The organism is Aquitalea pelogenes (assembly GCF_041914625.1).
GTDB classification, from domain to species: domain Bacteria; phylum Pseudomonadota; class Gammaproteobacteria; order Burkholderiales; family Chromobacteriaceae; genus Aquitalea; species Aquitalea pelogenes.
The window spans coordinates 119,361-138,611 of sequence record NZ_JAYSDA010000003.1; the positions used below are offsets into that span (position 1 = coordinate 119,361).

The window sequence follows — 19,251 nt, forward strand, 5'->3', positions numbered from 1 at the left end:
TTACAGCAAACCTGCCTGTGTCATCAGTTCTACCGTCTTGCGGCTGTTCAGGCGGGAAGCGTCGATTCTGGGTGCGTCCAGATCCTTCAGCGGAACCAGCTTGGGATTGGACTGCGCGCCCTGGCCGACTGCATATTCAAACGAATTTTCGGTGCGCAGGATGTTCTGGCCACCCTTGCCGGTCACCCACTTCAGGAAGGCCTGGGCCTCTTCCTTGTGCTTGCTGGAAGCCAGCACCGCACCGCCGGAGATGCTGACAAACGCACCCGGGTCTTGCTGCTTGAAGTAGTGCAGGGCGGTGTTCTTGCTGTTTTCGCCGGTCTTGTTCTGATCGCCGAAGTAGTAATAGTGATAAATCACCCCGCCGTCGATCTGGCTGGCATTCACCGCTTTCATCACCACGCTGTTGCCCTTGTAGGGCTGAGCGTTGGTTTTCATGGCTTTCAGCCAGGCCAGCGTGGCCGCTTCACCCTTTTGTTCCAGCAAGGCACTCACAATCGCCTGGAAGTCGGCACCGGCCGGTGCGGCGCCCCAGCGGCCTTTCCATTCCGGTTTGGCCAGGTCCAGCATGGACTTGGGCAGCTCTTTCGGGGTCAGGCGGTTCTTGTTGTAGACAAAAACGGTGGAGCGGGCGGCAATGCCTACCCAGCGGCCATGAGCAGGGCGGAAGGCAGGGTCTACCTGAGCGGTGGTGGTCGGGGACAGCGGGGCCAGCAGCTTGGCATTATCCACCAGCACCATGGCCGGGGAGTTTTCGGTCAGGAATACATCCGCCGGCGAGGCCGCGCCTTCCTGCACGATCTGGTTGCCCATTTCACTGTCACTGCCATTGCGCACGGTAACCTTGATGCCGGTTTCCTTGGTAAAGCCTTCCACCCAGGATTTGGTCAGGCTCTCATGCTGGGCGTTGTATACCACGATACCTTCGGCACTGGGGGCGGCATGTACGGTGGCGGCAAACAGACTGGACAGCAGCAGGGCGGTGGTGATGCGTGCAAATGGACGGGACATCGGGCTGATACTCCTTGCATTGTTCAACAGGCAAAGCAGTGCGGTAAGGTTGGACCGCGACTGGATGAAGACCGGATTGTAATGCAAAGGATAATGATTCGCATTAATTATGTGAGCCGATGTCTGCCTTTACTGGCAGGGTGAATCTCCCTGGCATGTAAATTGCTGCTTAGCCTCCATCTCTTCAGGGGGTTTAGGCCATGACAATTACTGTAGTTCCGGCGAGCAATGCCAAGGCAATCATGCCCAGCAGCAATGCCGACACTGCCACACAAGATGCAGGCGGCCTGTTTGCCAGCTTGCTCGGCGCGCAATTGGTCAGTCTCAATCCTGTACTTCCAGGCCAGGGAGATGGTAGTGGTGGCAACGGGAAATCCAGTCAGGACAAGGATTCCACCGCCAAGGACGACACGGCTGCCACCGATAATTCCGCCAATATGTTGCTGGCAGCCATGCCCATGTTGCAGGCCGGCTTGCCCACCCCGCCAGTACAAGACAAGCCGCAGGTCAGCACCACGGCCACCGACATCAGCAACAGCATGGTGAAGGACATCGCACTGGAGGCGGCCCTGCCAACAGCGGCAGCAGGCAAGCACGCTAATGGCCTGCAAGCGCAAGAATTGCCGGGCAAGGATGCCGCAGCACTGCAATTCTTGCCGCCGTCTGCCGATCAGCTGGCCGCCAGTCAGGCCGCCAATCAGAATAATCAGCAGGTGCAGCAAGTCAGCCAGACCAAAACCCTGACCATTTCCCAGCCGATGACCGATCCGAACTGGTCCAAGGCGCTGGGCGATCAGGTGATGTCCATGGTCAGCATGAAAATGGACAAGGCCACCATCCAGGTCAATCCGCCGCAACTGGGGCCGGTGGAGGTGACGCTCAAGATGAATGGCAACGACCAGGCGCAGGTACTGTTTACCTCGGCAGTGCCGGCAACGCGTGAAATTCTGGAAAACAACATGCCCAAACTGGTTTCCATGATGGCTTCCAGTGGTATAGCTCTTGCCGATGCACAGGTTTCCAGCGGACAATCCGGGAATCGGCAACAGCAATTCAATCAAAACCAGAATGGCCGCCGCCAGAATGCCGCTGGCAACGATGAGGACGATACTCTGGCTGCCATCACGTCCGCACGCGGGATACTCAGTATCTTTGCTTGATATGGCTCACAAGGGGGCTCTGTTCAGTTCGTGCGGAAATCTGGAAAATAAAATAAGGAAATGGCTTAAGCTTTCCTTATAAACCTAACCGACGGACTGAATACCCATGGCAGAAGACAAAAAAGCGGACAAGGCGGACAAGGGCGAGAAAAAGGCAGGTGGTGGCAACAAGCTGATGCTGGTGGTGGTCATCCTGCTGGTATTGGTTCTCGCTGGCATGGGTGGTCTTGCCTATGTGATGTTCACCAACATGAACAAGCCGCATGACGCTGCCCAGACCGAGCAGACCAAGGAAAAACCGAAGAAAAAGCATGAAGGTCCGCCGATCTTTGAAAAAATCGATACCTTCGTGGTGAACCTGTCCGGTGGTGACGGCAGCCTGCTGCAAGTGGACATGCAGGCTGAGCTTGGCGATGAAGAAGCCAAGAAGAAGTTTACCGATTACATGCCGAAGATCCGCAGTGCGCTGATCCTGTTGCTGTCTTCCAAGACTGCAGCAGAATTGTCCAGCCCGGACGGCAAGGTCAAGCTGAAGGCCCAGGTCAAGCAGATCATCAACGAATCGATGGATTCCGGCGAAGAAGAGCTGGTTCAGAGCGTACTGTTCACTTCCTTCATCATTCAGAAGCAGTAAAGCGATGGGCGACGATATCCTGTCCCAGGAAGAGGTGGATGCCCTGCTCAGGGGCGTCACCGGCGAGGACGAAGATGATGATGGCGCGCAGGACTCACAGGGAGTCCGCGGCTATGATATTGGCCGGCAGGAGCGCATTGTGCGCGGCCGTATGCCAACGCTGGAAATCATCAACGAACGTTTCGCCCGTAACCTGCGTATAGGCTTGTTCAACTTTATCCGGCGCAATGCGGAAATATCCGTCGGGCCGGTGCGCGTACAGAAATACAGCGAATTCATTCGCAACCTGGTGGTGCCCACCAACCTGAACCTGGTACATGTCAAACCGCTGCGTGGTACCGGCCTGCTGATCTTCGATCCGGATCTGGTATTCCTGATCGTGGATAACCTGTTCGGTAGCGATGGCCGTTACCATGTACGGGTGGAAGGCCGGGACTTTACCCCGACCGAGCAGCGCATCATCCGGCGCTTGCTGGAAGTGGTGTTCACCGAATGCCAGAAGGCATGGGAACCGGTGCACCCCATCGAGTTCGTCTACCTGCGTTCGGAAATGAATACCCAGTTTGCCAACATCGCCACGCCAACCGAAGTGGTGGTGGCCATGACCTTCCATATCGAACTGGGTGCCGGTGGCGGCGACTTCCACATCTGTCTGCCTTATTCCATGGTGGAACCCATTCGCGATGTGCTGTCCAGCACCATGCAGGCAGACCGGACGGAAGTGGACAATCGCTGGGTCAGCCTGATGACCCATCAGGTACAGGCGGCCGAGGTGGAACTGGTAGCCACCCTGGCGGAAACCAAGGTCACGCTGGGGCAGATTCTCAATTTGAAAAACGGTGATGTCGTGATGCTGGAAGTGCCGGAGGCCGTGGTGGTGGATGTGTCCGGCATACCGGTTCTGGAGTGTCATTATGGTACCGTGCAGGGCCGTTACGCCCTGAAGGTAGACAAGGTATTGGCCGGGGCTGGCGAGTTCGCCGAGCCCGCAGGAGAAAGCAAGCAATGACTGAGCAGCTAGAAGAAGGTCAGAACCCGGGGGCGGGTGAGGAAGAGGTATCAATGGATGACTGGGCTGCCGCCATGGCAGAACAGGAAACCACCGATGCCGCGCAGGCCGACAATGTGCAGCCGGCTACCAACCTGTTTCAGGAGCTGGGCAGCGGTGAAGCCGCGCTGAATGTCCCCAGCAACCTGGACATGATTCTGGATATTCCGGTCCAGCTGACGGTGGAGCTGGGCCGGACCAAAATTGCCATCCGCAACCTGCTGCAACTTGCGCAGGGTTCGGTGGTGGAGCTGGACGGGCTGGCAGGCGAGCCGATGGACGTGCTGGTCAATGGCTGCCTGATCGCCCAGGGCGAAGTGGTGGTGGTGAACGACAAGTTCGGTATCCGCCTGACCGACATCATTACCCCGGCGGAACGCATCCGTCGCCTGCAAAAATAATGCGGACAACCATCAGACCTGCTGCGGTGATGCTGGCCGCCTGCTCGGCCATCGCCCAGGCCGGGACGCTTGCATCTCAACCACTGGTCGTTGCCAGCAGTCCCACGCCGGTCAGCAGCCTGTTGCAGGTCATTCTTGGTCTGGCTGTGGTGCTGGCTGCCATTGTCGGTCTGGCCTGGCTGTTCCGCCGCATGTCCGGTGGCATGCTGGGCGGCAGCAACCGCTTGCGCGTGGTCAGCGGCGTGCTGGTGGGGCAGCGTGAAAAGGTGGTGATTGTCGAGCTGGAAGGCGAATGGCTGGTATTGGGTGTCACCAGTCATAGTGTCAACCTGCTGACCAAGATGGACCGCCCGCCCGATGCCGGGACTGATGTCGTGCAGCCTGGCGAACCCTTCGCCCGCTGGCTGAAGGCGGCCATGGAAAAGGGCCGTCAGAAATCCGAAGCCGTAAACAGATAATGAAATTCACATCTCGCGTGTTGCCCTGGCTGCTGCTGGGGCTGCCCATGCTGGCACAGGCTGCCGGCCTGCCCTTGATGACCAGTACCCCGGGTGCCGGTGGCGGTCAGAATTATTCCCTGTCCTTGCAAATGCTGTTGTTCATGACAGCGCTGGGTTTCATCCCGGCCATGCTGTTGATGACCACCGCATTCACCCGCATCGTCATTGTGCTGTCCCTGCTGCGCCAGGCCATGGGCGTAACCCAGTCGCCACCCAATCAGGTGATTCTGGGCTTGTCGCTGTTCCTCACCCTGTTTGTGATGGGGCCAACGTTTGATCAGGTGTACAACAAGGCCTGGGCGCCATTCTCGGACGACAAGATCAGCTTCAACCAGGCGGTGGAAGAGGCTAGCAAGCCGATGAAGGCTTTCATGCTCAGCCAGACCCGCGAGAAGGATCTGGCCTTTTTCATCGAGATTTCCCGCTCGGAAAAACCAGCCACCAAGGCTGATGTTTCCATGAAAACGCTGATTCCGGCCTATGTCATCAGTGAGCTGAAAACCGCGTTCCAGATCGGCTTCATGGTGTTCATCCCCTTCATGATCATTGACCTGGTGGTGGCCAGCATCCTGATGGCCATGGGGATGATGATGGTGTCACCGGTCACCATATCCTTGCCGTTCAAGCTGATGCTGTTTGTGCTGGTGGACGGCTGGACCCTGCTGATGGGTTCGCTGGTGCAAAGCTTTTATACGGGCTAGGCATGGAATTCCACCCCATTACGCCGGACATGCTGCCGCTGTGTCATGCCTTGTGTGCCGATTGCATAGCCGCCTTGCCGGATGAGGCTTACCCCTTGGCGGCCCGCCTGGCCTGGGCCGGTATCTGGGATGATGAAACCGCTTCAGCCTGGGCTGCGCGCCTGTCCGCTAGCTGGAGCGTTGCTGTCAGTGCGGCTGGTGAGTTGCTGGGTTTCGCCTGGCTGACCCATGCCGGAGAGTTCGACATGTTGTATGTGGCGCCTGCTGCGCAGCGACGCGGGCTCGCCATGCAAATGATCCAGCAGCTGGAAGACGTGGCGGCACAGGCCGGGCTTGTGGCCCTGCATGCCTGGGCCAGTCATGCAGCCCGGCCAGTATTCGAACAGGCGGGATATGCGGTGTTGCGCGCCAATACCGTGATGCGCGATGGCGAAACGCTGGAAAACTGGCTGATGGCCAAAGGCGGCTGGCAGGAGCCTGCCGACGCAAGGAGAGAATCATGAGTCCGGAACTGGTCATCAACCTGGTGCAGAACGCACTGTATATCCTGATCATCGTCTCGGCACCGGTGCTGCTGGTGTCACTGGTGGTGGGCCTGTTGGTCAGCGTGTTGCAGGCTGCCACGCAAATCAATGAAATGACGCTCACCTTCATTCCCAAGCTGCTGGCCATGTTTCTGGTGCTGGTGCTGGCTGGGCCTTGGATGCTCAATACCCTGGTGGAATACACCACCCGGCTGTTCCAGAGCATTCCCAGCGTGATTGGCTGACGTCACACCTCATGTTCAGTATTTCTGATGCACAGATCAGTGCGCTGGTTACGATGTTTGCCTGGCCCTTTGCCCGCATCATCGGCCTGTTCCTGGTGGAGCCCTTGTATGCCTATCGCGGTGTACCGCGCCGTTTCAAGGCCGGTTTCGCGCTGATGCTCACCGTGCTGGTGGTGCCATTGCTGCCACCGGTGCCAGCCGTGCCGGTATTTTCCGCAGCAGGCATTGCCATTTTGTTCCAGCAATTGCTCATTGGCCTGGCCATGGGCTTTGTCATGCGGCTGACCATGACCGCGGTGGAAATGGCCGGTTTCATCATGGGTGCGCAAACCGGCCTGGGCTTTGCCATGTTTTTCGATCCCATGCACGCAGCGCAGGTGCCGGTGGTGTCCCAGCTGCTGTCCATGTTTGTCTTCCTGCTGTTCCTCACCTTTGACGGTCATCAAGTCGTCATTTCCACCCTGGTGGAAAGCTTTCAGGTGCTGCCCATTGGCATGAGCATGCCGTCCCAGGGGTTGAAGGCGCTGGTGTTATGGGGCAGTCACATCATTTCCTGGGGTATCTGGCTGTCCATGCCGGTGATTGCCGCCTTGCTGGTGACCAACCTCGCCATCGGCGTGATGACCCGTGCAGCACCGCAGTTCAATATTTTTACCTTTGGTTTTCCGCTGACCTTGATGATTGGTTTCATCACCATTTATCTGACGTTGCCGCTGATGGTGCCGGCCATCGAACAGATATACGGTCAGGCCTTCACCTTCATGTTGGCCATGCTGAAGGCGAAATAGCTTTCTGCTAGAATAGCGTCCAAATTTTCCAGCATTAAACCGGCCCGGTGACGGGCCACACCAGATTGAGGCAATTATGGCAGGTCATAGCAAATGGGCGAACATCCAGCACCGCAAGGGTCGTCAGGATGCCAAGCGTGGCAAGATCTTCACCCGTCTGATCAAGGAAATCACCGTTGCTGCCAAGATGGGCGGCGGCGATGTCAACATGAACCCGCGTCTGCGTCTGGCAGTGGACAAGGCCAAGGCCGAATCCATGCCCAAGGACAATATCGATAACGCCATCAAGCGCGGTACCGGTCAGCTCGAAGGCGTGGATTATGTCGAGTGCCGTTACGAAGGTTATGGCATTGGTGGCGCTGCCGTGATGGTGGACTGCCTGACCGACAACAAGACCCGTACCGTGGCCGATGTGCGTCATGCCTTCTCCAAGTATGGCGGCAATATGGGCACCGACGGCTGTGTGGCCTTCCAGTTCAACCATTGCGGTTTCCTGGTGTTTGCTCCGGGTGTTGACGAAGACGCACTGATGGAAGCCGCACTGGAATGCGGTGCCGAAGACGTGATCACCAATGATGACGGCTCCATCGAAGTCATCACCGGCCCCTACGAATTCAGCGATGTGAAACAGGCGCTGGAAGACAAGGGCTTCAAGGCGGAAATGGGCGAAGTCACCATGAAGCCGCAGAACGAAACCGAACTGGCCGGCGAAGACGCCATGCGCATGCAAAAGCTGCTGGATGCGCTGGAAGACCTGGACGACGTGCAGGACGTGTACACCTCGGCCACCCTGCTGGATTGATGGTCTGATGCCATACGGCAAGGCTTGCCCACGGGCAAGCCTTTTTCATGCCTGCCATTTACTGATTGTCAGCATCGGCAGCGCTGTCGCAGCAGTGTAAACTGCAGCCATGCCGGGATGTTGGCCGGTTCAAGTCATGCGAAAGAGTCATCATGTACCAGAGTCATGCCGAACGCCGTACGCGTCTGATGCAGCAGATGGGGGAGGGCATTGCCATCCTGCCCACCGCACCCGAAGTGGTGCGCAATGCCGACAGCCACTACCCCTACCGGGCGGACAGTCACTTTCTGTATCTGACCGGCTTTGCCGAGCCGGAAGCCGTACTGGTGCTGGATGCCGGTGCCGGCAAATCCATCCTGTTCTGCCGGGAAAAGAACCTGGAACGCGAGGTGTGGGAAGGTTTTCGCTTTGGCCCGGACGGCGCGCGTGAAGCTTTCGGCTTTGATGAAGCCTATCCCCTCGGTGAGCTGGATATCCGCCTGCCCGACTTGCTGAGCGGCCAGAAATCGCTGTGGTGGAATGTCGGCCGTCAGCCCGCTTTCGATGTGCGGGTGAATGGCTGGCTGGACGCCGTGCGCCAGCGTTACCGCAGTGGTGAGCAGCCGCCCGCGATATACCACGACCTGCTGGTATTGCTGGATGAAATGCGCATGATCAAGGACGCTGGCGAACGCGCTACCTTGCGCCGGGCCGGACAGATTTCCGCCCAGGGCCATATCCAGGCCATGCGTGCCACCCGGCCGGGCATGATGGAATACCAGGTGGAAGCGGAAATCCTGCACACCTTCATTCGCAATGGTGCACGCTACCCCTCCTACGAAAGCATCGTGGCTGGCGGTGCCAATGCCTGCACCCTGCATTACGCGGCCAATAATGCCCGGCTGAATGATGGCGATCTGCTGCTGATTGACGCCGGTTGCGAACTGAACGGCTATGCCGGCGATATCACGCGCACCTTCCCGGTCAACGGCAAATTCAGCCCGGCCCAGCGCGATGTCTACGAAATCGTGCTGGCTGCGGAACTGGCCGGCATTGCCGCGGTCAAGCCTGGGGCAGTCTGGAACGAGCCGGGCGATGCCGCGCTCAGGATACTGGTGCAAGGCATGCTGGACCTGAAGCTGCTTGACGGCAGCGTGGACGGGGTGATCGAATCCGGCGCCTTCCGCCAGTTCTACATGCATGGCATCGGCCACATGATCGGCCTTGATGTCCATGACGTCGGCCAGCGCAAGCAAGGTGGCCAGTGGCGTACCTACCAGCCCGGCATGTGCACCACCATCGAACCCGGCCTGTATATCCGCCCGGCTCCGAATGTACCGGCTGCGCTGCACAATATCGGCATCCGCATCGAAGACGATGTGCTGGTGACTGAAACCGGGCACGAGGTGTATACCGCCGACGTGCCCAAAGAAATCGATGCAATTGAAATCCTGATGCAGGGTGTCTGAACATGAAGAAGACAGACAGACAACACAGCCGCGACTGCGGCCACGATGGAGGCGAACACGCCGACATCATTATTGTGGGCGGGGGGCCGGTAGGCGCGCTGGCCGCACTGCGCTTTGCCGCCGCCGGACGGCGGGTGCTGCTGGTGGAAGCCCGCGCCAAGGATGCGCCGCTGACCGATGCGCGCGCGCTGGCACTGTCCTGGTATAGCCGGGAAGCGCTGGCAGCTTCCGGCGCATGGCCGGAGGACTTGTCCGCCAGCCAGATCGACAGCGTGCATGTGTCGCAGCAGGGGGCGTTTGGCCGTACCCGGCTGGATGCGGCTGATCTCAAGCTGCCGCATCTGGGCGTGGTGGTGGATTATCCGGCGCTCACCCTCGCCATCAATGCCCGGCTGGAGCAAGCCGGGGTGCAAGTGTGGTGGGAAACCCGCGTGGAGGCGGTCAACAGCATGGCCTGCTATGCCACGGTGAAAACCAGCGGTGTGCATGGCGATATCAGCCTCACTGCCCGTCTGGTGGTGCTGGCTGAAGGCGGTGCGCTGGCGGACAGCCTGCCCGGTATCAAGCGTCTGGTGCATGACTACCAGCAATGCGCGGTACTGGCCGAAGTCAGCACCGAACAGCCGCCGGCCGGTGTGGCGTATGAACGCTTCTCGAAGCAAGGGCCGTTTGCCCTGTTGCCACACGGTGACAATTACATGCTGGTGTGGACACGTAGCCACGACGACGCCAAGGCCTTGCAACAAGCGCCGGATGAACAGGTGATGGCCGAGTTGCAGCAAGCCTTTGGCGAGCGCCAGGGCAAGGTGCTGTCCATCGGCCCGCGTGCCAGCTTTCCGCTGGCACTGCGCCAGGTCAACCGTGTCAGCAGTGGTCGGGTGGTGCTGATTGGCAACGCGGCCCAGACCATGCATCCGGTGGCGGCGCAGGGCTTGAACCTCGGCCTGCGTGATGCCATCGGCCTGACCGATGCCCTGAACGAGGTCAGCGATCCGGGCGATGCAGCTGCCTTGGCGGTATATGCCGCCAGCCGTAAACTGGACAGCCATGCCGTGGTGGGTTTCACCCATGGCCTGATCAAGCTGTTTGATGGTGACTCGGCCCTGGTCAGCGCCTTGCGCGGCGTGGGCATGAGCACGCTGGACAGTGTGCCGCCCCTGCGCCGTGCATTTGCCCGCCATCTGGTATTCGGGCTTTAGGAAAGCAATACATGACACAGTACGACGTCATCATCGTTGGTGGTGGCCTGGTAGGTGCCAGCCTGGCACTGGCGCTGGCAGATAGCGGACGCAAGATTGCCTTGCTGGAAGGCTCAGACGCACGCTTTGAAGATCTGGAGCAGGGCTGGGATGCTCGCATTTACGCTGTCAGCCCGCTTAACCGCCGTTTTCTGGAACAACTGCAAGCCTGGCCCGACATGTCCCGCGTCGGCACCATCGCCAGCATGGATGTCTCTGGCGATGCCGGTGGCCGCATCCAGTTTGCCGCCAGCGATGCCGGTGCCAGCGCCCTGGCCTGGATTGTGGAAAACCGCTGGTTGCTGGCCAGCCTGTGGCAGCGGCTGGCTGCCAGCCCGGTCAACTGTCTGACAGGTGTGCGACCTGCCTCACTCTCCACCACCGCCAGCACGGCCAGCCTGACGCTGGACGATGGCCGGGTACTGCAAGCCAGCCTGGTGGTAGGGGCCGACGGGGCCAATTCCTGGGTGCGCAGCCAGACCGATCTGGCCGCCAGCATCAAGCCTTATGGCCAAAGCGGAGTGGTGGCCAATTTCAGCTGCGAAAAGCCGCATGGCAACATTGCCCGCCAGTGGTTCACTGGCGACAGCATTCTGGCCTGGCTGCCCATGGCAGGGAATCGCATTTCCATGGTGTGGTCTACTGCCAAGCCTGATGAACTGATGGCTTTGTCCCCCGAGCAACTGTGTGCCCGCGTGGCGGCAGCCGGCAATCACCAACTGGGGCATCTGGGCCTGCTTGGCCCGGCGGCAGCGTTCCCGCTGCGGCTGATTCAGCCCGCGGCTGTGGTCAGCCAGCGCTTGGCGCTGGTAGGCGACGCCGCCCATACCGTGCACCCGCTGGCCGGGCAGGGTGTCAACCTGGGCTTTCAGGATGCGGCGCAACTGGCCGCCTTGCTGCAATCACCGGGTGATGCTGGCGACTGGATGCTGTTGCGTCGTTACGAGCGCGAGCGGCGCGAAGCGGTAAAAACCATGCAGTTCACCTGTGACGGCCTGTACCGGCTGTTCCATACCCAACATGTGCCCGGCCTGTCCTGGCTGCGCAATACCGGCCTGAGCCTGACTAACCGGCTGACCCCGCTCAAGCGTCAGTTCGCCCGTCATGCCATTGGCTTCTGAACCCGAGGATATTGAATGAACACCACTGTAAAAGCGCTGGCGCTGGCTGGCACCCTGTTGCTCACCATGACGGCCTGCAATGCCAATGCCACCTCCACTGGCACCGAGCAGGTACAGAAAGCCTTCACCACCCGCTTCCCCAATCGTCAGGTGCTCAGTGTCAGCGAAACGCCGGTAAAAGGCATTTTTGAAGTGGTGGTGAAGGGCAAGCAGATTGTCTACACTGATGCTTCGGCCAAATACCTGTTCGTTGGCGACCTGATTGACGCCGATGCCAAGGCCAGCCTGACTGAAAAGAAAATGGCCGAGCTCAATCACGTGGATTTCAACAAACTGCCACTGCAGTACGCCATCAAGGAAGTTCGTGGCAACGGCGCACGCAAGCTGGCGGTGTTTACCGACCCGGACTGCCCGTACTGCAAGCAGCTGGAACGTGAAAGCCTGCCGGGCATCAACAATGTCACCATTTACACCTTCCTGTACCCGCTGGCCCAGCTGCATCCGGATGCACCGCGCAAGGCCCGTCAGATCTGGTGTTCTAAGGACAGGCTGAAAACCTGGACTGCCTTCATGCGCGATGGCCAGGAGCTTACCGGCAGCGACAAGTGCGATACCAGCGCGCTGGACAAGGTGGAAGCGCTGGGTGACGAGCTGGGCATCACCGGCACGCCGGGCTTACTGTTTGCAAATGGCCGTCTGGTGCCGGGAGCCATTGCCAAGGAAGACATCGAAAAGCTGCTGGATGCCAAGTAAACGTCCTGCCAGCATTCCTTTGGCATCATGAAGCTGCCTTTCGGGCTGCGCTGGCTGCCGGGGTCCTGGCACTGGTCTGCGCTTGGTGATGTAGACAGGCTGATGCTGGCGCTCAGCCTGTCCTTGCTGTTGCACGGCCCCTTGCTGTTGCGGTTGCTGCCGGATGGCAGCCCGCAAGGCAAGCCACAGCCCTTGCATGTGCGTTTACAAGGTCAGCCCACACCGCTAGCCAGGCCAGCACAGCCCGCACCACCCCACTTGCCGGTGGTGAAAAAACCGCAAGTCAGCCCGGAAATCATGACCGGACACAGCCAGCACCGCCTGCCTAAACAAGCCAGTGCTCCCCAGGCCTTGCCAGTTGAAACGCTGGCACAGCAAGCACCTGCCAGCGCACCGCAGGCCAGTCAGCCGGCTGTTGCTGCCGATCAGCCACTGCCAGTGCAGACTGCCATGCCGGCCACGACCGATACGGATGCGGATGCCCAGCAATTGGGGGTGGATGTCTACTATGCCGCTCGGCAGGTGGATGTGGTGGCGCTGGAGCAAATGCCCATCGTGCTGCTGGCCCCTTATGGCCTGGGCATGGACGATGTGGATGTCACCTTGCGGGTGTATATCAACGAGCAGGGTACGGTGGATGCCGTGCAACTGGTGTCTGCGCAGCCTGCAGGAGTGGAACAACCATTGATTGAAGTGTTCCGTCAGGCCAGGTTCTATCCGGCAGTGCGCGACGGCCGTGCGGTGAAAAGTTTCAAGCTGGTGCGCATCGGCCCGCAGGGTGACAGCGATGCCTCGGCTGCCCAGTGAGGGCGCATCAGTTCGTGGCAAGCGGTGGCAAGCACGCTTGCCGGTTTCATGCTAAATTCAGCCATCCCGGCCTTGCCGGGCAGGTCCGGCCCCAGTGGCAAGGACCGCTTACAGTACAGCGGAACATACCGCTTTTTTATCCGACCACGAAGGAAGAAACATGTCTGATCTGAATACACTGTTCACCCAGGCCCAGGCTGACGTTACCTCGCTGTCCGAACGTCCGGACAACCAGACCCTGCTGCAACTGTATGCGCTGTACAAGCAAGCGAGCGAAGGGGATGTATCCGGTGAGCGTCCTGGCATGATGGATTTCATCAACCGCGCCAAATACGATGCCTGGGACAAGATCAAGGGCATGGCCAGCGATGAAGCCAAACAAGGCTATATCGATGTGGTGCAAAAGCTGCTGGCTGAGTAATCCGCCGGGAGTAACAGGGATACCCCTGCTACCGGGCTATTACCCGGCAGATGGACGAAAAAAAACCGCTGACCCATTACATGGGCAGCGGTTTTTTACTGCTGTTTCCGTTCAGGAGGCTGCCTTGATGGCCTCAACCGGGTCGACAAAGGAATAACCCAGATCATCCGCCACGGCCTTGTAGGTGATCTTGCCGTGACAGACGTTCAGGCCGTTACGCAGGTGGGCATTATCCAGCAGGGCCTGACGCCAGCCCTTGTCTGCCAGCTCCAGAGTGAAGGGCAGGGTGGCATTGTTCAGGGCTTGGGTGGAGGTGCGTGCCACGCCGCCGGGCATGTTGGCAACGCAGTAATGCACGATGCCGTCTACCACGTAGATGGGGTCCTGATGTGTCGTTGCACGGCTGGTTTCAAAACAGCCGCCCTGGTCGATGGCCACATCCACCAGTACCGCACCGGGTTTCATATTGCCCAGCATCGCACGGGTTACCAGCTTGGGCGCGGCAGCACCCGGAATCAGCACGGCACCCACTACCATGTCCGCCTCGCGGATGGATTCGTCGATATTGGCGGTATTGGATACCAGAGTCTTGATGCGGCCGCCAAACACCATGTCGATTTCTTTCAGGCGCGGCAGGGACTTGTCCAGAATGGTGACATCGGCACCCAGCCCGGCGGCCATGCGGGCCGCATTCAGGCCGACCACGCCACCACCAATCACCACCACCCGTGCCGGGGCGACGCCGGGCACGCCGCCCAGCAATACACCACGGCCGCCCTGGGCTTTCTCCAGCGCATGGGCACCCGCCTGAATGGCCATGCGGCCAGCTACTTCCGACATCGGTGCCAGCAGCGGCAGGCCTCCGCGTTCGTCGGTGACGGTTTCATAGGCAATGGCCACCGCGCCGGATTCGGTCAGCAGCTTGGTCTGCTCCGGGTCCGGTGCCAGGTGCAGGTAGGTGAACAGGATTTGTCCCGGACGCAGCAGACGGCATTCCACCGGCTGAGGCTCTTTCACCTTGACCACCATCTCGGCGCGGGCAAAGACATCTTCGGCAGAGGACGCAATGGAGGCACCGGACTGTATGTATTGTTCGTCCGTAAAACCGATGGCGAGGCCAGCCTGGGTCTGCACCAGTACCTTGTGGCCATGGGCAACCAGTTCGCGCACGCCAGCAGGGGTGAGACCCACGCGGTACTCGTGGTTTTTGATTTCCTTGGGTACACCGATCAACATTACCGTCTCCTTCTGTTATTGGATGGAAGCAACAGCAAACGTCACGGGCAGGGGGTGAGCAGCCGGGCAAGACTGCCTGCACGACAAGCCGGGTTGATGGCGTCCAGACTCCCCGAAGGAGCCTGTTCCAAAGGCTGATTCCCGGCATTGATTGATTTGTAGTATATGGAGCACGGCTTGGTCTTATTCACTGTTGTTGAAAATATGGACAGTGAAATTTCATGTCTGAGTCAAAAAAATCAGTGATGAAATGCTGTTTTTACATGCGGCTGAAGCGGGCTTGATCATGGTCAAACAAAGTGTCCCGGCCCGGTACTTTTGCAGGTGTAAACAGTGCAATGCAGCATGAATGCGTGGTTGCTGGACAGCCCAGCCGGTGCAGCTGCCATGCAGGGTGGAACCGAACGGGCTACAGGAGGCGCAGCACGGATGGCAGCAGGCTGGCGCTAATTGAAACGGTAGCAGTCACCGCCGGCATGCTTGGCCAGATACATGGCCTGATCGGCTTCCTGCATCAGTGAATCGGCCGTGCTGTCGGGCCCGGCCAGGCTAAGACCGATGGAAATACCCACCTTGTAGGCATGGGTGCCGATGTGCAATGGCTCCTGCATGGCCTGAATGCATTTCTCTGCCACGGTGCGTACTGCTTCGGCCGCGTGCTCATCCAGATTGCACATCAACAGGACAAACTCGTCGCCACCAATACGCGCCAGGGTATCGGTCTCGCGTACGATGGCTTGCAGGCGGGCGGTCACCATGCGCAGGGCCTCGTCACCTGCCTCGTGCCCCATGCTGTCGTTGATTTGCTTGAAACCGTCCAGATCCATGAACAACAGGGCCAGATGGGTGCCGTGGCGGCGCGACTGCGCCAAAGCCAGTTTCAGGCGGTCTGCCAGCAGGCGGCGGTTGGGCAGGCCGGTCAGCGGGTCGTGATGGGCAATCCGCTCCAGCTGGCCTTGCTGTTCGTGCAATTTGCCCAGCAGGCGATTGAAGGCAGCAATCAGGTGGCCGACTTCATCATTGCGCCGGATCGACAAGGGAACTAGCGGGGTTTCGCCGCGCGTCATCCGCTCGGCATCTTCCGCTGCCTGAAACAGCGGACGCAGCACGAAATACATGCACAGGGTGGCCAGCATGGCAAACATCACGGTGGCAATGATGGCACCGCGCACGGCAAAGCCTTGCGCATGCCTTACCGTGGCAAAGGCTTCGCTGGCCGGCGTATGCGCCACTACCAGCCAGCCGGTACTGGCGACTGTTACTGTAGTGGACACTTCCTCCTCACCCCGCATGTTGGTGGTGATTTCCGTGCTGTGGTAGCTGCTCAGGGCGGTATCCTGCAGCGGGTTGACCCCGACAGGGGACAAGGGGCTCATGGTCAGTTGCTTCTGGGTATCGGCAACAAACATTTTGTCGCGTGGCGATAGCAGCAGGAATCCGCCCTTGCCATTGCCGATACGGGATTTCTGCATCACATCCAGAAAGCCGGGGGCGGACAGCGGAGTGATACCGACCAGGATGGCCGTCACCTGCATATTGTGGTCAAACAAGGGGGTGGCCATCGGCAGGATGGGAATGCGCAAGGCATAACCGGTCACCGGCTTGCCGATATAGCGTTTGCCTTGCTGGGCCGCGTGGATATAGTCGCGGTCCGTGTAACTGTGGTTCTGGCGTCCCGGTGCGGTAGGGTAATCTGCAATCACCCGGCCTTGGGCGGTGGTGACAAACAGGCCGCCGGGAAACAGGCTCTGGTAGCGGTAGTGCTGACGCAGCCAATCCTGCAGGGCGGCAGGTTGTTGCAGCAGTTGCTGTGGCAGGTCTGCGGCCAGTTGATCCAGCAGCGCCTCGCGCTGGGTGATTTTTTCATCGATATCACGCGCGACATAGCTGGCCAGCGTCTGTTGCTGTTCCTGCACCACGGTACTGAGGTCCTGGCGCAAAAAACTGCCCAGCGCAAAATAGCGCACCACCGTACCCAGGCTCACCAGGCAAACCACCATGATCACCAGACGGGTGATGATGCTGTCAAAAATACGGCGCAGGCTCATCAGTGCACGGAAGGTAAAGGAAATGACGGGCCAGTTTAACCGACGTCATTCCTCCCGTATATCGCCAATCCCCTTTTCTTTTTATGGATTTGTCATGCCTGTCGCAGTAAGGCGTCAGGCTTCCTTGCTGCCTTCCGTATCCGGCTCGGCCGGACTGCCGGCTGGCGGAATGAAAAACTGCAAGGGCTGGCGGATAAAGCGTTTGAACAGCAAGGGCAGCAGGGGCAATACCTGATGTCCGGAGAGCTTGCGCGACCGTAGCGCCACCCACAAGGCCAGAATGAAGCTGACTGCCAGGTTGGTCAGACCAATCAGCGCCACGCCGCCGGCAAAGAGTGCCATTTGCCCCAGCGGCAGCTGGAAATCCAGGGTTACCAAACCAAAAGCCAGGTTGGCGGCCGAGAAGGTAATGTGCCGGATGTCCAGCGGCAAACCCAGCATGATGCCGATGGTGCCGGTCAGGCCCAGAAACAGGCCGAAATAGAAGTTGCCGGCCAGTGCGCCCAGATTGTGTTCCACATAATGCCCCAGCTTCCAGGCGCGGTGCTTGCCCAGCAATCTGTTCAAGAGCGGGTGGTTGGCCAGCCGTTCCGGAATGCGCCGGTAAATGGCCTTGTTGTCGTAATAACCGGCAATCAGCCCGGACAGGAACAGGTAAACCCCGGCAATACCGGCATGCAGCAAGGCCAGGCTGTGCCACGGGTCCAGATCGTGCAGCAGGTGTGCTGCCTTTTCTGTCGACACCACCGGTGTACCGAACAAGGCCTGCCAGCCATAGGCAATCAGTGCGGCAGTGGGGATGGCCAGCAGCACATTACCCAGAATGGCGACAAACTGGGTGCGCATGACCTTGGTGACCAGTTCGGCCAGATCATCCAGTGCAACGCGGCTGCCGCTCTTTTCCTGCTGATGCAGCGCCGCAGCAATACGCGCTGCCGTCATGGCCGGTTGCTTGGTGGCAATGGTGAAGTGCAACAGCTGCACGATGATGAAGCCGATGGCGTAGTTCATGCCATAAGCCAGGCCTTCCCACAGCAAGGGCAGGTGAGCCTGGGCCAGCAGCAGCTTGATCAGCGCCATCACGCCGACAATCAGCCCGGCACCCATGGCCGCGCGCGCCATGCTGCTCCATTCCCGGCGTGTTTCGGCAATATAGTGCTCGCCATGGCGGCCGGCATGTTCGGTTACCTGCAGGGCCAGCAGTTCGGTATTGGATTTGAACACATCGCTGACGCTGTACTTGCGGTTTTCCGCCCGGGCAAAGTCCAGTAGCAGGTGGAACAGCGCAGGATTGCGCGCCGGGTCGTGATCCGGTTCCAGCAGGCACAGCAGGGCACGCAGGCGGTTCAGGCTTTGCAGCAGGCGCAGGGCCTGATAAGTGAGATTGACCGAGATGCCATTGCGCGAGGCATTCTTGCGGATCTTGCCCAGAATCAGCTCGCATTGCTCCAGCAATACCAGAATGTGCTTGTCGTCCTCCGCCAGCGCAGTGCCATCCGCCAGAGCCTGGCGATAGCTGTCGGCATAGCTCAGCACGGCGGCGTTCAGGTGCAGGAAGGGCGATTCGAAGCGTTCGATGTCCGGATACACCCGCACCAGTTCCGGCTCCAGGCCAATGGCCGTGACCCGCGCACTGAGGATTTGCACCGCCTCCACCATTTGCAGGCGGGTCTGGGTCCAGCCGGTGCGGTCTTGTTCTTCATGCCAGGCCATGGCTTGCCACAGCTGCTGCCAGGTGTCGTCCGGAATGCCGGCCAGCCAGACATGGTCCCGCTTCCAGCGGAACAGGCGGCCAAAGCGGTCTTGTAGCGAGTCTTCCCGTACCGGCATGGGCAGCAGCCGTTCACCCACCCGCTTGGACAGGGTGGAGAAAAAGCCGGTATTGGCGAGGATGCCGGACTCGGTATACAGCGGAATCTGACGGGTTTGGGTCAGTAACTCCAGCAAGGCGCTGCGCAAGGCCTGGCGGTAGTCGGCGTTGTGCTCCAGCAGCCAGCTGAGCGCACGCATGTTCATTACCGCCTGTTCATGCTTGTCGGCATGGGACGGGCGCAGCTGGCGCACCAGGTCGGCCAGGGCCGCACCCGGGGTGATGTTTCCCTGCTGCAGGTCGAAAAACAAGGTGTCTAGCGTGGTATGTGGCAAGGTGAACAGCGCTCCGTTGTTGGTGCCAGCCCGCGGGGCCGGGCAGTGTGGCATCAGGCCGTGTTGCAGCAGTTTCCTCTGCACAGCGCCGTGCAAAACAGCGCTGCTCTGAGGACTTGCCTGAGACATGGCTTGGCTGGGCAAGGGCTGGCAAAGGCAATATCAGACTATTCTTATGTTAATTCAGTTCAATCCAGAATTAATTAATCCGGATCGCGAG

At 59.6% G+C, this 19,251-nt stretch carries 20 protein-coding genes; 16 read left to right on the forward strand and 4 right to left on the reverse strand.

Features of this window, described 5'->3' with window-relative positions:
* Window positions 1–1,011, reverse strand: coding sequence for an iron ABC transporter substrate-binding protein (locus tag ACE3SE_RS03875; RefSeq protein ID WP_374553970.1), 1,011 nt, complete (start codon window positions 1,009–1,011; stop codon window positions 1–3).
* A gap of 200 nt (window positions 1,012–1,211) precedes the next feature.
* On the opposite strand from ACE3SE_RS03875, the gene ACE3SE_RS03880 reads away from it, so the two are divergent.
* The 16 genes from ACE3SE_RS03880 to ACE3SE_RS03955 all read left to right on the forward strand — a co-directional run bounded on the left by ACE3SE_RS03880 (window position 1,212) and on the right by ACE3SE_RS03955 (window position 13,602).
* Window positions 1,212–2,171 (forward strand): flagellar hook-length control protein FliK, encoded by a 960-nt coding sequence (locus tag ACE3SE_RS03880; protein ID WP_374553971.1) that lies wholly within the window; start codon window positions 1,212–1,214, stop codon window positions 2,169–2,171.
* Between the two features lie 106 nt (window positions 2,172–2,277).
* Window positions 2,278–2,805, forward strand: a complete 528-nt coding sequence (locus ACE3SE_RS03885) for a flagellar basal body-associated FliL family protein (protein ID WP_131354546.1) — start codon at window positions 2,278–2,280, stop codon at window positions 2,803–2,805.
* A gap of 4 nt (window positions 2,806–2,809) precedes the next feature.
* Window positions 2,810–3,814, forward strand: a complete 1,005-nt coding sequence (gene fliM / locus ACE3SE_RS03890) for a flagellar motor switch protein FliM (RefSeq protein ID WP_045848346.1) — start codon at window positions 2,810–2,812, stop codon at window positions 3,812–3,814.
* Window positions 3,811–4,254 carry a flagellar motor switch protein FliN gene (fliN, locus tag ACE3SE_RS03895; RefSeq protein ID WP_374553972.1) on the forward strand — a complete coding sequence of 148 codons (444 nt, stop codon included), beginning with the start codon at window positions 3,811–3,813 and terminating at the stop codon, window positions 4,252–4,254. The genes fliM and fliN overlap by 4 nt, the downstream gene beginning before the upstream one ends.
* Entirely contained in the window at window positions 4,254–4,712 is a 459-nt protein-coding gene (gene fliO, locus ACE3SE_RS03900) for a flagellar biosynthetic protein FliO (RefSeq protein ID WP_374553973.1), read from the forward strand. Before fliN ends, fliO begins: the two co-directional genes overlap by 1 nt.
* Window positions 4,712–5,455, forward strand: a complete 744-nt coding sequence (fliP, locus tag ACE3SE_RS03905) for a flagellar type III secretion system pore protein FliP (protein WP_045848344.1) — start codon at window positions 4,712–4,714, stop codon at window positions 5,453–5,455. The genes fliO and fliP overlap by 1 nt, the downstream gene beginning before the upstream one ends.
* 2 nt (window positions 5,456–5,457) lie before the next feature.
* Window positions 5,458–5,958, forward strand: a complete 501-nt coding sequence (locus ACE3SE_RS03910) for a GNAT family N-acetyltransferase (protein WP_374553974.1) — start codon at window positions 5,458–5,460, stop codon at window positions 5,956–5,958.
* Window positions 5,955–6,224, forward strand: coding sequence for a flagellar biosynthesis protein FliQ (gene fliQ, locus ACE3SE_RS03915; RefSeq protein WP_045848343.1), 270 nt, complete (start codon window positions 5,955–5,957; stop codon window positions 6,222–6,224). Before ACE3SE_RS03910 ends, fliQ begins: the two co-directional genes overlap by 4 nt.
* Before the next feature lie 11 nt (window positions 6,225–6,235).
* On the forward strand, window positions 6,236–7,012 hold the full coding sequence (fliR, locus tag ACE3SE_RS03920; protein WP_131354540.1) for a flagellar biosynthetic protein FliR: 777 nt from the start codon (window positions 6,236–6,238) through the stop codon (window positions 7,010–7,012).
* A 76-nt stretch (window positions 7,013–7,088) separates the two neighbouring features.
* Window positions 7,089–7,814 carry a YebC/PmpR family DNA-binding transcriptional regulator gene (locus ACE3SE_RS03925; RefSeq protein ID WP_045848341.1) on the forward strand — a complete coding sequence of 242 codons (726 nt, stop codon included), beginning with the start codon at window positions 7,089–7,091 and terminating at the stop codon, window positions 7,812–7,814.
* Window positions 7,815–7,966: 152 nt separating this feature from the next.
* Complete coding sequence (gene pepP, locus ACE3SE_RS03930) at window positions 7,967–9,262, forward strand: Xaa-Pro aminopeptidase (protein WP_374553975.1); 1,296 nt, start codon at window positions 7,967–7,969, stop codon at window positions 9,260–9,262.
* Between the two features lie 2 nt (window positions 9,263–9,264).
* A complete protein-coding gene (locus ACE3SE_RS03935) occupies window positions 9,265–10,461 on the forward strand; it encodes an FAD-dependent monooxygenase (RefSeq protein WP_374553976.1) in 1,197 nt (398 codons plus the stop codon).
* An 11-nt stretch (window positions 10,462–10,472) separates the two neighbouring features.
* Window positions 10,473–11,621 carry a UbiH/UbiF family hydroxylase gene (locus tag ACE3SE_RS03940; RefSeq protein ID WP_374553977.1) on the forward strand — a complete coding sequence of 383 codons (1,149 nt, stop codon included), beginning with the start codon at window positions 10,473–10,475 and terminating at the stop codon, window positions 11,619–11,621.
* Between the two features lie 15 nt (window positions 11,622–11,636).
* Complete coding sequence (locus tag ACE3SE_RS03945; protein WP_131354528.1) at window positions 11,637–12,374, forward strand: DsbC family protein; 738 nt, start codon at window positions 11,637–11,639, stop codon at window positions 12,372–12,374.
* 27 nt (window positions 12,375–12,401) lie between these two features.
* A complete protein-coding gene (locus tag ACE3SE_RS03950) occupies window positions 12,402–13,181 on the forward strand; it encodes an energy transducer TonB (RefSeq protein WP_374553978.1) in 780 nt (259 codons plus the stop codon).
* 160 nt (window positions 13,182–13,341) lie between these two features.
* On the forward strand, window positions 13,342–13,602 hold the full coding sequence (locus tag ACE3SE_RS03955; RefSeq protein ID WP_374553979.1) for an acyl-CoA-binding protein: 261 nt from the start codon (window positions 13,342–13,344) through the stop codon (window positions 13,600–13,602).
* A 111-nt stretch (window positions 13,603–13,713) separates the two neighbouring features.
* Here the strand turns inward: ACE3SE_RS03955 and ald are convergent, their stop codons facing one another.
* From ald to ACE3SE_RS03970, 3 genes are all read right to left on the reverse strand, one after another.
* Window positions 13,714–14,838, reverse strand: a complete 1,125-nt coding sequence (ald, locus tag ACE3SE_RS03960) for an alanine dehydrogenase (protein ID WP_131354522.1) — start codon at window positions 14,836–14,838, stop codon at window positions 13,714–13,716.
* A gap of 446 nt (window positions 14,839–15,284) precedes the next feature.
* Window positions 15,285–16,886, reverse strand: a complete 1,602-nt coding sequence (locus ACE3SE_RS03965; RefSeq protein ID WP_374553980.1) for a diguanylate cyclase domain-containing protein — start codon at window positions 16,884–16,886, stop codon at window positions 15,285–15,287.
* Window positions 16,887–17,000: 114 nt separating this feature from the next.
* Window positions 17,001–19,115, reverse strand: coding sequence for a site-specific recombinase (locus ACE3SE_RS03970; protein ID WP_374553981.1), 2,115 nt, complete (start codon window positions 19,113–19,115; stop codon window positions 17,001–17,003).
* Between the last annotated feature and the right edge of the window lie 136 nt (window positions 19,116–19,251).

Excerpts from the sequence above, each read along its gene's own strand:
- ACE3SE_RS03880 (WP_374553971.1), top strand. The coding sequence starts at position 1,212 with ATGACAATTACTGTAGTTCCGGCGAGCAATGCCAAGGCAATCATGCCC.
- fliM (WP_045848346.1), top strand. The coding sequence starts at position 2,810 with ATGGGCGACGATATCCTGTCCCAGGAAGAGGTGGATGCCCTGCTCAGG.
- pepP (WP_374553975.1), top strand. The coding sequence starts at position 7,967 with ATGTACCAGAGTCATGCCGAACGCCGTACGCGTCTGATGCAGCAGATG.
- ACE3SE_RS03885 (WP_131354546.1), top strand. The coding sequence starts at position 2,278 with ATGGCAGAAGACAAAAAAGCGGACAAGGCGGACAAGGGCGAGAAAAAG.
- ACE3SE_RS03945 (WP_131354528.1), top strand. The coding sequence starts at position 11,637 with ATGAACACCACTGTAAAAGCGCTGGCGCTGGCTGGCACCCTGTTGCTC.
- fliO (WP_374553973.1), top strand. The coding sequence starts at position 4,254 with ATGCGGACAACCATCAGACCTGCTGCGGTGATGCTGGCCGCCTGCTCG.
- ACE3SE_RS03925 (WP_045848341.1), top strand. The coding sequence starts at position 7,089 with ATGGCAGGTCATAGCAAATGGGCGAACATCCAGCACCGCAAGGGTCGT.
- ald (WP_131354522.1), bottom strand. The coding sequence starts at position 14,838 with ATGTTGATCGGTGTACCCAAGGAAATCAAAAACCACGAGTACCGCGTG.
- fliP (WP_045848344.1), top strand. The coding sequence starts at position 4,712 with ATGAAATTCACATCTCGCGTGTTGCCCTGGCTGCTGCTGGGGCTGCCC.
- ACE3SE_RS03935 (WP_374553976.1), top strand. The coding sequence starts at position 9,265 with ATGAAGAAGACAGACAGACAACACAGCCGCGACTGCGGCCACGATGGA.
- fliN (WP_374553972.1), top strand. The coding sequence starts at position 3,811 with ATGACTGAGCAGCTAGAAGAAGGTCAGAACCCGGGGGCGGGTGAGGAA.
- ACE3SE_RS03965 (WP_374553980.1), bottom strand. The coding sequence starts at position 16,886 with ATGAGCCTGCGCCGTATTTTTGACAGCATCATCACCCGTCTGGTGATC.
- ACE3SE_RS03875 (WP_374553970.1), bottom strand. The coding sequence starts at position 1,011 with ATGTCCCGTCCATTTGCACGCATCACCACCGCCCTGCTGCTGTCCAGT.
- ACE3SE_RS03940 (WP_374553977.1), top strand. The coding sequence starts at position 10,473 with ATGACACAGTACGACGTCATCATCGTTGGTGGTGGCCTGGTAGGTGCC.
- ACE3SE_RS03910 (WP_374553974.1), top strand. The coding sequence starts at position 5,458 with ATGGAATTCCACCCCATTACGCCGGACATGCTGCCGCTGTGTCATGCC.
- ACE3SE_RS03955 (WP_374553979.1), top strand. The coding sequence starts at position 13,342 with ATGTCTGATCTGAATACACTGTTCACCCAGGCCCAGGCTGACGTTACC.
- fliQ (WP_045848343.1), top strand. The coding sequence starts at position 5,955 with ATGAGTCCGGAACTGGTCATCAACCTGGTGCAGAACGCACTGTATATC.
- fliR (WP_131354540.1), top strand. The coding sequence starts at position 6,236 with ATGTTCAGTATTTCTGATGCACAGATCAGTGCGCTGGTTACGATGTTT.
- ACE3SE_RS03950 (WP_374553978.1), top strand. The coding sequence starts at position 12,402 with ATGAAGCTGCCTTTCGGGCTGCGCTGGCTGCCGGGGTCCTGGCACTGG.